This is a genomic window from Klebsiella sp. A52 (assembly GCF_018388785.1).
In the GTDB taxonomy this organism is placed as follows: domain Bacteria; phylum Pseudomonadota; class Gammaproteobacteria; order Enterobacterales; family Enterobacteriaceae; genus Klebsiella; species Klebsiella aerogenes.
The window spans coordinates 2,187,408-2,199,248 of record NZ_CP074437.1; the positions used below are offsets into that span (position 1 = coordinate 2,187,408).

Consider the following 11,841-nt stretch of genomic DNA (forward strand, 5'->3'; position numbering starts at 1 on the left):
AAGGTCATTTTCGTGAGAATGATCTCATTTGCTTTTTTTTGATATGACCCAAGGATTACTAAATGGAAGATTTGAACGTTGTCGATAGCATCAACCATGCCGGGACCTGGCTGGCGCGCAACCAGGAGTTGCTGCTGAGCTATGCCGTCAACATCGTTGCCGCTATCGTTATCCTGATCATCGGGATGATCGTGGCGCGCATCGTTTCTAACACCGTCAACCGCCTGATGCTGGCGCGTAAGATCGACGCGACTGTCGCCGATTTTCTCTCCGCGCTGGTGCGCTATGCGATTATCGCCTTTACGCTGATTGCCGCCCTGGGCCGCGTTGGCGTGCAGACCGCCTCAGTGATTGCCGTGCTGGGCGCCGCCGGTTTGGCCGTGGGTCTGGCGCTGCAGGGGTCGTTGTCGAACCTTGCCGCAGGCGTGCTGCTGGTGATGTTCCGCCCGTTCCGCGCCGGTGAATATGTCGATCTCGGCGGCATCGCGGGCACGGTGCAGAACGTGCAGATTTTCTCCACTACTCTGCGTACCGTCGATGGCAAAATCGTGGTGGTGCCGAACGGCAAAATCATCGCTGGCAATATCATTAACTTCTCCCGTGAGCCGGCGCGCCGTAATGAGTTTATTATCGGCGTCTCCTACGATGCCGATATCGATAAGGTGAAACAACTGCTGACCGCGATTATCGAATCCGACGACCGCATTCTGCGCGATCGCGAAATGACCGTTCGTCTTAACGAACTGGGCGCCTCTTCGGTAAACTTCGTGGTTCGCGTATGGAGCAAAAGCAGCGACCTGCAAAACGTCTACTGGGACGTGCTGGAGCGCATTAAGCGTGATTTCGACGCCAATGGCATCAGCTTCCCGTATCCGCAGATGGACGTACATATGGTGAATCAGCAGGAAAAAGCGCAGTAATTTTTTCCAGCAATGACACAAGACCGGCATCGCCGGTCTTTTTTTGCCTGTAGCTATTAGCTTCACTTATTAATGATTAAAATTATCAATTTCCGCTAATGTTGACGGCGCGCTATATTCTCCGGCATTAACGATGAAACCGGAAAATTAAACGATGCTATCTTATTACTTTCAAGGGCTTGCGCTGGGCGCGGCGATGATCCTGCCGCTCGGGCCGCAAAACGCTTTCGTGATGAATCAGGGTATCCGCCGCCAGTATCATTTAATGATTGCGCTGTTGTGCGCGCTTAGCGATCTGGCGTTGATCTGCGCCGGTATTTTCGGCGGTAGCGCGCTGCTGATGCAGTCGCCGTGGCTGCTGGCGCTGGTCACCTGGGGCGGCGTCGCTTTCCTGTTATGGTATGGCTTCGGCGCGCTGAAGACGGCGATGAGCAATAATCTCGAGCTGGCCAGCGCCGAGGTCATGAAGCAGGGACGCTGGAAAATCATTGTCACCATGCTGGCGGTGACCTGGCTTAACCCTCATGTGTATCTCGATACCTTTGTGGTGCTCGGAAGCCTCGGCGGACAGCTGGCGGTCGAGCCCAAACGCTGGTTCGCGCTGGGGACGATTAGCGCGTCATTCTTATGGTTCTTCGGCCTGGCGCTGCTGGCCGCGTGGCTGGCGCCGCGTTTACGCACCGCGCGGGCGCAGCGAATCATCAACGTGCTTGTCGGGCTGGTGATGTGGTTTATCGCCCTGCAGTTAGCAAAAGATGGCCTGCAACATATACAGATGCTCATCAACCAGGCTTAGTCCGATGGACTTTCCGCGCGTAAGCGCTAAGCTAGCTGGCATGCGTCCTTAAAATGGGCGACCTAAGCAAGATGGAGAAACGACAGTGAAGTTAAAAGTCTTAGCCCTGGCTGCAGCACTCGGATTCAGTACTATGGCGGCGCAGGCAAGTGAATTGCCGGATGGCCCGCATATTGTGACTTCAGGCACAGCAAGCGTTGCAGCGGTTCCGGATATCGCCACTCTGGCGATTGAAGTTAACGTCGCGGCAAAAGATGCGGCATCGGCAAAAAAACAGGCTGACGATCGCGTTGCGCAATATCTCTCTTTCCTTGAAAAGAGCGGCATTGCCAAAAAGGATATCAGCTCGGCGAACCTGCGTACCCAACCTGATTACGACTATCAGAACGGGAAAAGCATCCTTAAAGGCTATCGCGCGGTGCGTACCGTCGAAGTTACCCTGCGTCAGCTCGATAAGCTGAATGGCCTGCTGGACGGCGCGCTGAAAGCGGGGCTGAACGAAATTCGTTCCGTATCGCTGGGCGTTGCGCAACCGGATGCCTACAAAGATAAAGCGCGTAAAGCGGCTATCGATGATGCGGTGCATCAGGCGCAGGAGCTGGCTGCTGGCTTCCACAGCAAGCTGGGTCCGGTCTATAGCGTGCGTTACCATGTTTCCAACTATCAGCCGAGCCCGATGGTTCGCATGATGAAGGCGGCTGACGCCGCGCCGGTCTCCGCGCAGGAAACCTACGAGCAGGCGACCATCCAGTTTGATGATCAGGTTGACGTGGTCTTCGAACTGCAGCCAGCACAGGCCGCCGCGCCTGCCGCGCCGGCGAAACCAGCGGAAGCGCCGAAACCGGCTCAGTAAGCCGCAGCGACAAAAAAGCCACTTCAGTGAAGTGGCTTTTTTTATGCCCGCCGTTTAATCCTGGCGCAGCACCTTGTGGCCGTAATCAATAAGCGCATCGGTCACCCGGCGCATCATGCGGCTTTCCGGTGCAAAGCGGTGCCAGTAGAGCATCCGGCGCTGGAACAGCCCCGGCGTCAGGTCGATAAGCTCGCCGCTCTTCAGCTCTTTCTCGATCTGCAGATGCGGGATCATACAGCAGGTGGTGCCCTGACGCGCCAGCTGCACGAAGGCCTCCGACGAGTTGACGATATGGCAGGGCACGCTGCCCGGCGGCAGGTCGAAGTTTTGCTGCAGGAACGCCTGGTGCATATCGTCGAGATGATCGAAGGCGACCACCGGCGCTTTCAGCAGCGCAGAACGCGTTACCCCGTTAGGGAAGTAGCGTTGCGCAAATTCCTTCGAGGCGACGAACAGGTAATCGAGCGCGCCGAGTTGATCGACCAGGCAGCTTGGCAGCGCCTGCGGCTGAATACTCACCGCGCCAACCACTTCCCCACGGCGCAGGCGCTCCTGGGTGCGGGTTTCATCTTCAACCTGCAGATTGAGGCGAATAGGGGAGTCGGATAGCACGTTGGCCAGCGCCGGCAGCAGCCAGGTCGCCAGACTGTCGGCGTTGACCGCCAACGACAGCAGCAGCGGCGTGGAGCCGGTCTGCTCATCGCCAAGCCACTCTTCTTCCAGCAGCTCAACCTGGCGCAGCAGAGCCAACAGTTTTTGCCCCTGCTCGGTCGGGCGCGGCGGTACGGTACGCACCAGCAGCGGTTGGCCAAACATGTTTTCCAGCTGTTTGATACGCTGTGAGACGGCGGACTGTGTAATGCATAGCTTCTGCGCGGCGCGCTCAAACCCACGTTCCCTAATCACCGCATCCAGCGCTTGTAATGTTCTGTAGTCCGGTCGTTTCATTATTCTGGCGTACCCCCATAACTTTTCGTTAACCCGCACTATGACATAAATTTGTTTTTGATAAAGACGAAAATGGTCTGCTCAGATGTGTGATCGCCATCGCAGGGACATTTCATCCGTCGATGTTCTATAATGCGCGGTAAGTATTCACATCTCGGACGATAATCATGACGCAGGATGAACTGAAAAAAGCAGTCGGCTGGGCAGCGCTGCAATATGTACAACCGGGCACCATTGTGGGTGTCGGCACCGGCTCCACGGCGGCGCATTTTATTGATGCGCTGGGAACCATGAAAGGGCAGATTGAAGGCGCGGTATCCAGCTCCGACGCCTCTACCGAGAAGCTAAAAAGCCTCGGTATCCCGGTATTCGACCTTAACTCCGTCGACCGCCTGGGCATCTACGTTGACGGCGCGGATGAAATTAACGGCCACATGCAGATGATCAAAGGCGGCGGTGCGGCGCTGACCCGCGAAAAGATCATCGCCTCGGTTGCCGATAAGTTTATCTGCATCGCCGACGCCTCCAAGCAGGTTGATATCCTCGGCAACTTCCCGCTGCCGGTGGAAGTGATCCCGATGGCGCGCAGCGCCGTCGCGCGTCAGCTGGTGAAGCTGGGCGGCCGCCCGGAATATCGTCAGGGCGTGGTGACGGATAACGGCAACGTGATCCTCGATGTACACGGCCTGGAAATCCTGGACGCTATCGCGCTGGAAAACGCCATTAACGGTATCCCGGGCGTGGTGACCGTCGGCTTGTTCGCCAACCGCGGCGCCGACGTGGCGCTGATCGGTACCGCCGACGGCGTGAAGACCATCGTCAGTAAATAAGACGATCGGGGGGAAGTTTCGCGCTTCCCCCTAAATTTTTTTCTATGGCCTTAATTTGGTGACTTGTGTCACATTTACGTAACCTTTCTGAGTAACAATCTGCCATCTATTCTCTTTCTGGTGTTTTGTCCTGTCTTTTGCTTCAACGTGATATTTCTTCAGGTCGGCGAGGCAAACGTTCATATTGCCGCGATAGTTTTTTTTGATATGTTGCTGGAAGAGTTTTTGTTCAGCACGACATCAGTACCAATAAAAACAGGACGGGGAAATGGCTAAGGTATCACTGGAAAAAGACAAGATTAAATTTCTGCTAGTTGAAGGCGTGCATCAGAAAGCAATCGATAACCTTCGTGCGGCAGGTTACACCAACATCGAATTTCACAAAGGCGCGCTGGATACTGAAGAGCTGAAAGCGTCGATCCGTGATGCCCATTTTATCGGCCTGCGTTCCCGTACTCATCTGACTGAAGAGATCTTCGCCGCGGCGGAAAAACTGGTGGCGGTGGGCTGCTTCTGTATCGGCACCAACCAGGTCGATCTGGATGCGGCGGCGAAGCGCGGTATCCCGGTATTTAACGCCCCGTTCTCGAACACCCGTTCGGTGGCTGAGCTGGTCATCGGCGAGCTGCTGCTGATGCTGCGCGGCGTGCCGGAAGCTAACGCCAAGGCGCATCGCGGCGTGTGGAATAAGCAGGCGGTAGGCAGCTTTGAAGCGCGCGGCAAAAAACTGGGGATTATCGGTTACGGCCATATCGGCACCCAGCTCGGCATTCTGGCGGAATCGCTGGGGATGCACGTCTATTTTTATGATATCGAAAACAAACTGCCGCTGGGCAACGCCACGCAGGTTCAGCACCTCTCCGACCTGCTGAACATGAGCGATGTCGTTAGTCTGCACGTGCCGGAAAACGCCTCCACCAAAAACATGATGGGCCCGGAAGAGCTGGCGCTGATGAAACCGGGCGCGCTGCTGATCAACGCCTCTCGCGGCACGGTGGTGGATATCCCGGCGCTGTGCGATGCGCTGTCGCGTAAGCACCTGGCCGGTGCGGCCATTGACGTCTTCCCGACGGAGCCGGCGACCAACAGCGATCCGTTTAACTCTCCGCTATGCGAATTCGATAACGTGATCCTGACGCCGCATATCGGCGGCTCAACTCAGGAAGCGCAGGAAAACATTGGTCTGGAAGTGGCTGGCAAGCTGGCGAAGTATTCCGATAACGGTTCTACGCTGTCGGCGGTGAACTTCCCGGAGGTTTCTCTGCCGCTGCACGGCGGGCGCCGTCTGCTGCATATTCATGAAAACCGCCCAGGCATCCTGACGGCGCTTAACCAAATTTTCGCCGCGCAGAACATCAACATCGCCGCCCAGTATCTGCAGACCACCCCGCAGATGGGTTACGTGGTGATTGATATCGAAGCCGACGGCGACGTCGCGCAGCAGGCGCTGCTGGCGATGAAAGCGATCCCGGGCACCATCCGCGCCCGTCTGCTGTACTAATTTGTTGTTGCCTCACGGGCAGGTCGCATACCTGCCCGTATTTTTTTAACGCCTTCCTGGCGTAATTCTCGAACCCGCACAACACTCTACCAGCGCCAGGTTTTGCCTGGCGTAATCACCGCCGGCAGCGGGACATCCCACTGTTCGCTCGGCAGGGTATCCACCTGCTGGCAGTCGTGGGCGTAGCCTACCGGCTGCAGGCGATACTGCCGCCAGTTCTGTAAGGTACGATCGTAGAAGCCGCCGCCCATCCCCAGACGTTGACCGCTGGCATCGAAGGCGACCAGCGGGGTAATCAGCACATCGAGCTCGGCAAGCGGCAGGACGTCGCGCACGTCGAGCTTTGGTTCGTAAATCTTCAGGCGATTGAAAATCAGCTGGCTTTGCGGATGGTAATGCAAAAACAGCAGATTACCGGGGCTAAACGGATGCAGTACCGGCAGATAAACCCGCTTGCCCGCCCGCCACAATTGCTCGATCAGCGGTTGGGTGTCCAGCTCGCCGTCGAAGGAGAGGAACAGCGCCACGGTATGAGCGAGAACGACGGGCGGATACGCCATCATTCGCTCAGCGGCCTGCAGGGCGAAGCGCTGCTGCTGTTCGGCGCTAAGCGCGCGTCTACGCTCGCGGATCTGCTGGCGAATTTGCTGTCTGGAGAGCGGGATATCGGGCTGTATAGTCATGCTGGTCTCATTACGAGCAGGCGAAACGATACGGGAAAGTGTAATACAGGGCGGCACAGGCCGAAAACAACGTTGAGGGGATAATGCGAACTTAAGAAGGGAATCTCCGAGATGCCGCCGCAGGCTGTAACCCTTGAACCCTTGGTTCAAGGTGAATGCGTCGTCACAGTTTTAAGGCTTCTCGGGCGAACCGAGCATGCTCACCAACCGTGGAGCGCCACATTCTTGTGGTATGAAATATCGGCTCAGGGGACTGGCCCGCTTGCAAACATCTCAGAGAAATTTTGTTCTTGCGATTACTCTAACACAGTTAACGACAAAGTGTTATTCAAACTTCGACCCCGGTCTTTCGCTTATGCGACCTTGCTCAAGCAATGCCTGTTCGATGGTCTGCTGAAGCATGCGAATGCGCTGTTCCATACTGGAGGCGTAGTCGCGGGTCTTCGCTTTTTCCTGAGTCAACTCATAGCTGATGTTCAACGCGGCGATGAAGACCAGCTGCTCAGTATTTGTGACTCTAGTGCGTTCTTTTAAATCTTGCAACCGCTGATTAAGGTCTTCAGCTGCCTGATTCAGGGCATCCCTTTGTTCAGGCGGGCAATTCACTCGCAGTGAACGGCCAAAAATTTGGAGATCTACGGGTTGTGCAGACATGCCACCTTCCTGCTGATTGACTGCGCTGCCTTCACATCCGAGCCCGGTTCTGCGAAGGGGCGACACTATAGCTACCCTGGTGCGGGGACACAAGCCCTTTTCTGGTTCACCAGGGTCCAAAGTGGTAGCATATCATGAATATTCCTCCCAACGATGACGAATGCGCATGTCTATACAGAACGAAATGCCTGGTTACAACGATGTAGACCAGTTACTGAACCAACAAGGGGTGGGATTAACCCCGGCCGAAATGCACGGTTTGATAAGCGGCATCCTCTGCGGCGGCAACACCGACAGCAGCTGGCAGCCGCTGGTGCATGACCTGACCAACGAAGGCCTTGCCTTTGGTCATGAACTGGCCCAGGCGCTGCGTAGCATGCATTCCGCCACCAGCGACTCGCTGGAAGATGACGGTTTTCTGTTCCAGCTGTATATGCCGGAAGGCGACAACGTCAGCGTTTTCGACCGCGCCGACGCGCTGGCGGGCTGGGTTAACCATTTCCTGCTCGGCCTTGGCGTGACCCAGCCGAAGCTGGATAAAGTGAAGGATGAGACCGGCGAAGCCATCGACGATCTGCGTAACATTGCGCAACTCGGCTACGACGAAGATGAAGACCAGGAAGAGCTGGAGATGTCTCTCGAAGAGATTATCGAGTACGTACGCGTCGCCGCGTTACTGTGCCACGATACCTTCGCGCGCCAACAGCCAACCGCACCGGAAGTACGCAAGCCAACGTTACACTAAATAAAAACGACATTCAGGGGGCGTCATGACACAGCAGGAGTTTCTTTCTCGTCGCCAGGCATTATTGGCGCAGATGCAGCCGGGCAGCGCGGCGCTGATTTTTGCCGCGCCGGAAGCGGTACGCAGCGCAGATTCGGAATATCCCTACCGGCAGAACAGCGATTTTTGGTACTTCACCGGCTTCAATGAACCGGAAGCGCTGCTGGTGCTGATCAAAAGCGATGAAACGCACAACCATAGCGTGCTGTTTAACCGCGTTCGCGATCTGACGGCGGAAATCTGGTTTGGCCGCCGTCTGGGGCAGGATGCCGCGCCGGGCAAACTCGGCGTCGATCGCGCGCTGGCGTTTAGCGAAATCAACCAGCAGCTGTATCAACTGCTCAACGGCCTGGACGCTATCTATTTTGCCCAGGGCGAATATGCCTATGCCGATGAAATTGTGTTTAACGCCCTCGAAAAACTGCGTAAAGGTTCACGTCAGAACCTGCAGGCACCGAACTCCGTCATCGACTGGCGGCCTGTGGTGCATGAAATGCGCCTGTTTAAATCCGCGGAAGAGCTGGAAGTAATGCGCCGGGCCGGCGAAATTTCCGCCCTTGCCCATACCCGGGCGATGGAAAAATGCCGCCCGGGGATGTTCGAATATCAGCTGGAAGGCGAAATTCTCCACGAATTCAACCGCCACGGCGCGCGTTTCCCGTCTTATAACACCATCGTTGGCGGCGGCGAAAACGCCTGCATCCTGCACTACACCGAAAACGAATCCGAACTGCGTGATGGCGATTTAGTGCTGATTGACGCCGGCTGTGAATACCGCGGCTATGCGGGCGATATCACCCGTACCTTCCCGGTTAACGGTAAATTCACTAAACCGCAGCGTGAAATCTACGACATCGTGCTGGAATCGTTGGAAACCGCGCTGGAGCTGTATCGTCCGGGTACCTCCATTTATGAGGTCAATCAGGAAGTGGTGCGCATTATGATTACCGGCCTGATGCGGCTGGGGATCCTGAAAGGCGAGATTGACGAGCTTATCGCCAACAACGCCCACCGCCCGTACTTTATGCATGGCCTGAGCCACTGGTTGGGTCTGGATGTGCACGATGTCGGTAATTACGACACCGACCGTTCGCGCGTGCTGGAACCGGGAATGGTGCTGACCGTCGAGCCGGGGCTGTATATCGCCGCCGACGCCGACGTACCGGCGCAGTATCGCGGCATCGGCATTCGTATTGAAGATGACATCGTGATTACCGAAGATGGCAACGAAAATCTCACCGCCAGCGTGGTGAAGAAGGCGGATGAGATCGAGGCGCTGATGGCGGCGGCGCGCCAGTCATGAGCGTGCTGATTGTCGGCGGCGGGATGACCGGCGCGACGCTCGCGCTGGCCATCTCCCGTTTGACCGGCGGTGCGCTGCCGGTTCATCTGATTGAAGCGCAGGATCCGGCGTCGTCACGGCACCCAGGTTTTGACGATCGGGCGATCGCCCTCGCTGCGGGCACCTGCCAGCAGCTGGCGCGCATCGGTATCTGGCAGAACCTTGCTAAACGAGCGACGCCTATCCAGCGGGTACACGTCAGCGACCGCGGCCATGCTGGTTTTGTAAACCTGGCGGCGGCCGATTACGGCCTGTCGGCGCTGGGGCAGGTGGTTGAACTCCACGATGTCGGCCAGCGGCTGTTTAGCCTGCTGCGCGAGGCGCCGGGCGTCACCCTGCACTGTCCGGCGAAAGTGGAAGCGGTCAACCGCAGCCAGGACAGCGTCAGCCTCACCCTTGATAGCGGCGAAACCATCAACGGTAAGCTGCTGGTGGCGGCAGATGGTTCGCGTTCGTCGCTGGGCGCGCGCTGCGGCATTAGCTGGCAGCAGCAGCCCTATGAGCAACTGGCGATTATCGCCAACGTTAGCACCGCGTTGCCGCACGAAGGCCGCGCCTTCGAGCGCTTTACCGAGCATGGTCCGCTGGCGATGCTGCCGATGTCGCAAGGGCGCTGTTCGCTGGTGTGGTGCCATCCGCAGTCGCGGCGCGACGAGGTGCTGAGCTGGTCTGACGAACGTTTTTGCCAGCAATTACAGCAGGCGTTCGGCTGGCGGCTGGGGCGCATTACCCATGCCGGTAAGCGTAGCGTCTATCCGCTGGCGTTAACTACCGCTATCCGTTCGGTGTCGCACCGTCTGGCGCTGGTCGGCAATGCGGCGCAGACATTGCACCCGATCGCCGGGCAGGGCTTTAATCTCGGCCTGCGCGACGTGATGAGCCTGGCTGAACTGCTTGCCGACGCCCACGCGGTCGGCGAGGATGTGGGCAATTATTCTCTGCTGTGTCGCTACCAGGCGCGGCGAGCGGATGATAAAGCCGCCACCATCGGCGTGACCGATGGGCTGGTGCATCTCTTTGCCAACCGTTGGGCGCCGCTGGTGGCGGGGCGCAACGTCGGGCTGATGGCGATGGAATTATTTACCCCGGCGCGCGATGCGCTGGCGCAGCGTACCCTCGGTTGGGTTCCCCGTTAAGGAGTAGAACGTGCAAAGTGTTGATGTTGCCATTGTTGGCGGCGGAATGGTGGGACTGGCGGTGGCCTGTGGTTTACAGGGCAGCGGCCTGCGCGTCGCGGTGCTGGAACAAGCGGCGCCGCAGCCTCTTGACGCCGATGCGCCGCCGGCGCTGCGCGTTTCGGCAATCAATGCCGCCAGCGAAAAGCTGCTGACTAAACTGGATGTCTGGAGTGAGATCATCTCCCAGCGCGCCAGTTGCTATCACGGCATGGAAGTGTGGGACAAAGATAGCTTTGGCCGCATTAGCTTCGATGACCAGAGCATGGGCTTTAGCCATCTGGGCCATATTATTGAAAATGCCGTGGTGCATCACGCGCTGTGGCAAAAAGCGCAGCGCTGCGCTGACGTCACCCTGCTGGCGCCCGCGCAGCTGCAGCAGGTGGCGTGGGGCGAAAACGAAGCCTTCCTGAGCCTGCAGGACGGCAGCATGTTGACCGCGCGGCTGGTGGTTGGCGCCGATGGCGCCAATTCGTGGCTGCGCAATAAAGCCGATATTCCGCTGACCTTCTGGGACTATCGCCATCATGCGCTGGTGGCGACGATACGTACCTCCGAGCCGCATCAGGCGGTGGCGCGTCAGGCGTTCCACGGTGAAGGCATTCTGGCCTTCCTGCCGCTTAGCGATCCGCATCTGTGCTCGATCGTCTGGTCGCTGTCGCCGGAAGAGGCGCAGCGGATGCAGCAGGTCGATGCAGCCGCGTTTAATCAGGCGCTGAACATCGCTTTTGATAATCGCCTTGGCCTTTGCCAGCTTGAAAGCGAACGGCAGGTTTTCCCGCTGACCGGACGCTACGCGCGTCAGTTCGCCGCCCATCGTCTGGCGCTGGTTGGCGATGCCGCCCACACTATTCATCCGCTGGCCGGGCAGGGGGTGAACCTTGGCTTTATGGACGCCGCCGAGCTTATCGACGAGCTGAAGCGCCTGCACGCGCAGGGTAAAGATATCGGTCAGCATTTGTACCTGCGCCGCTATGAGCGCAGCCGCAAGCATAGCGCCGCGCTGATGCTGGCGGGTATGCAGGGATTCCGCGAAATGTTCTCCGGCAGCCATCCGGCGAAGAAATTCCTCCGCGACATGGGGCTCAAACTGGCCGATTCGCTGCCTGGCGTAAAACCGCAGCTGATTCGTCAGGCGATGGGCCTCAACGATCTCCCCGCCTGGTTACGTTAACCCCGTCACACTTCTTTTACCCGGCCTGCGCGCCGGGTTTTCTCCCTCATTTGAAATATTCTAATTTCACCTCTTTTTTCGCATTAGTTTTATTAATGCGCTCTTTTTTTTGTTAAAGAAATTAGGCCCATAAAATCGCATAAAACACCATCATCACCTGACTGGTTTACTCATTATGTTA

The 11,841-nt window shown here is 57.4% G+C and carries 12 protein-coding genes and 1 other RNA gene; 9 read left to right on the plus strand and 4 right to left on the minus strand.

The window, feature by feature from the left end; translation table 11 throughout:
- Positions 1-62 precede the first annotated feature (62 nt).
- The 3 genes from KGA69_RS10305 to KGA69_RS10315 all read left to right on the plus strand — a co-directional run bounded on the left by KGA69_RS10305 (position 63) and on the right by KGA69_RS10315 (position 2,569).
- Positions 63-920: a small-conductance mechanosensitive channel MscS gene (locus tag KGA69_RS10305; RefSeq protein ID WP_015369769.1), complete on the plus strand. Its 858-nt coding sequence runs from the start codon at positions 63-65 to the stop codon at positions 918-920.
- A gap of 154 nt (positions 921-1,074) precedes the next feature.
- On the plus strand, positions 1,075-1,716 hold the full coding sequence (gene argO, locus KGA69_RS10310) for an arginine exporter ArgO (RefSeq protein WP_015703435.1): 642 nt from the start codon (positions 1,075-1,077) through the stop codon (positions 1,714-1,716).
- 85 nt (positions 1,717-1,801) lie between these two features.
- Complete coding sequence (locus tag KGA69_RS10315; RefSeq protein WP_015369771.1) at positions 1,802-2,569, plus strand: oxidative stress defense protein; 768 nt, start codon at positions 1,802-1,804, stop codon at positions 2,567-2,569.
- Positions 2,570-2,623: 54 nt separating this feature from the next.
- Here KGA69_RS10315 and argP read toward each other — a convergent pair whose 3' ends face one another.
- Positions 2,624-3,517, minus strand: coding sequence for a DNA-binding transcriptional regulator ArgP (gene argP / locus KGA69_RS10320; protein ID WP_008806448.1), 894 nt, complete (start codon positions 3,515-3,517; stop codon positions 2,624-2,626).
- 167 nt (positions 3,518-3,684) lie between these two features.
- On the opposite strand from argP, the gene rpiA reads away from it, so the two are divergent.
- Together rpiA and serA are read left to right on the plus strand one after the other, a co-directional pair.
- A complete protein-coding gene (gene rpiA / locus KGA69_RS10325; RefSeq protein ID WP_045392023.1) occupies positions 3,685-4,347 on the plus strand; it encodes a ribose-5-phosphate isomerase RpiA in 663 nt (220 codons plus the stop codon).
- Between the two features lie 268 nt (positions 4,348-4,615).
- Positions 4,616-5,848 carry a phosphoglycerate dehydrogenase gene (gene serA / locus KGA69_RS10330; RefSeq protein WP_015369774.1) on the plus strand — a complete coding sequence of 411 codons (1,233 nt, stop codon included), beginning with the start codon at positions 4,616-4,618 and terminating at the stop codon, positions 5,846-5,848.
- A gap of 86 nt (positions 5,849-5,934) precedes the next feature.
- On the opposite strand, the gene KGA69_RS10335 is transcribed toward serA, so the two are convergent.
- The 3 genes from KGA69_RS10335 to zapA all read right to left on the minus strand — a co-directional run bounded on the left by KGA69_RS10335 (position 5,935) and on the right by zapA (position 7,185).
- The gene (locus tag KGA69_RS10335; protein ID WP_045392020.1) at positions 5,935-6,531 is read right to left on the minus strand and encodes a 5-formyltetrahydrofolate cyclo-ligase; all 597 of its coding nucleotides are present in this window, start codon (positions 6,529-6,531) and stop codon (positions 5,935-5,937) included.
- A 99-nt stretch (positions 6,532-6,630) separates the two neighbouring features.
- Positions 6,631-6,814: non-coding RNA, 6S RNA (gene ssrS, locus KGA69_RS10340), on the minus strand.
- A gap of 41 nt (positions 6,815-6,855) precedes the next feature.
- On the minus strand, positions 6,856-7,185 hold the full coding sequence (gene zapA / locus KGA69_RS10345; protein WP_004205298.1) for a cell division protein ZapA: 330 nt from the start codon (positions 7,183-7,185) through the stop codon (positions 6,856-6,858).
- 166 nt (positions 7,186-7,351) lie between these two features.
- Here zapA and KGA69_RS10350 point away from each other — a divergent pair, with 166 nt between their 5' ends.
- From KGA69_RS10350 to ubiI, 4 genes are read left to right on the plus strand one after another with little or no spacing between them, the layout of a single operon-like run.
- Positions 7,352-7,930 carry a YecA/YgfB family protein gene (locus KGA69_RS10350; protein WP_015703432.1) on the plus strand — a complete coding sequence of 193 codons (579 nt, stop codon included), beginning with the start codon at positions 7,352-7,354 and terminating at the stop codon, positions 7,928-7,930.
- 25 nt (positions 7,931-7,955) lie between these two features.
- Positions 7,956-9,272: a Xaa-Pro aminopeptidase gene (pepP, locus tag KGA69_RS10355; protein WP_213293068.1), complete on the plus strand. Its 1,317-nt coding sequence runs from the start codon at positions 7,956-7,958 to the stop codon at positions 9,270-9,272.
- Positions 9,269-10,447, plus strand: a complete 1,179-nt coding sequence (gene ubiH, locus KGA69_RS10360) for a 2-octaprenyl-6-methoxyphenyl hydroxylase (RefSeq protein WP_045392014.1) — start codon at positions 9,269-9,271, stop codon at positions 10,445-10,447. Before pepP ends, ubiH begins: the two co-directional genes overlap by 4 nt.
- A gap of 10 nt (positions 10,448-10,457) precedes the next feature.
- Complete coding sequence (gene ubiI / locus KGA69_RS10365) at positions 10,458-11,660, plus strand: FAD-dependent 2-octaprenylphenol hydroxylase (RefSeq protein ID WP_063415669.1); 1,203 nt, start codon at positions 10,458-10,460, stop codon at positions 11,658-11,660.
- Positions 11,661-11,841: the final 181 nt, after the last annotated feature.

Bases quoted from the DNA above. Each gene is read 5' to 3' on its own strand.
- KGA69_RS10305 (WP_015369769.1), top strand. From the start codon at position 63: ATGGAAGATTTGAACGTTGTCGATAGCATCAACCATGCCGGGACCTGG.
- argO (WP_015703435.1), top strand. From the start codon at position 1,075: ATGCTATCTTATTACTTTCAAGGGCTTGCGCTGGGCGCGGCGATGATC.
- argP (WP_008806448.1), bottom strand. From the start codon at position 3,517: ATGAAACGACCGGACTACAGAACATTACAAGCGCTGGATGCGGTGATT.
- rpiA (WP_045392023.1), top strand. From the start codon at position 3,685: ATGACGCAGGATGAACTGAAAAAAGCAGTCGGCTGGGCAGCGCTGCAA.
- serA (WP_015369774.1), top strand. From the start codon at position 4,616: ATGGCTAAGGTATCACTGGAAAAAGACAAGATTAAATTTCTGCTAGTT.
- KGA69_RS10335 (WP_045392020.1), bottom strand. From the start codon at position 6,531: ATGACTATACAGCCCGATATCCCGCTCTCCAGACAGCAAATTCGCCAG.
- zapA (WP_004205298.1), bottom strand. From the start codon at position 7,185: ATGTCTGCACAACCCGTAGATCTCCAAATTTTTGGCCGTTCACTGCGA.
- KGA69_RS10350 (WP_015703432.1), top strand. From the start codon at position 7,352: ATGTCTATACAGAACGAAATGCCTGGTTACAACGATGTAGACCAGTTA.
- pepP (WP_213293068.1), top strand. From the start codon at position 7,956: ATGACACAGCAGGAGTTTCTTTCTCGTCGCCAGGCATTATTGGCGCAG.
- ubiH (WP_045392014.1), top strand. From the start codon at position 9,269: ATGAGCGTGCTGATTGTCGGCGGCGGGATGACCGGCGCGACGCTCGCG.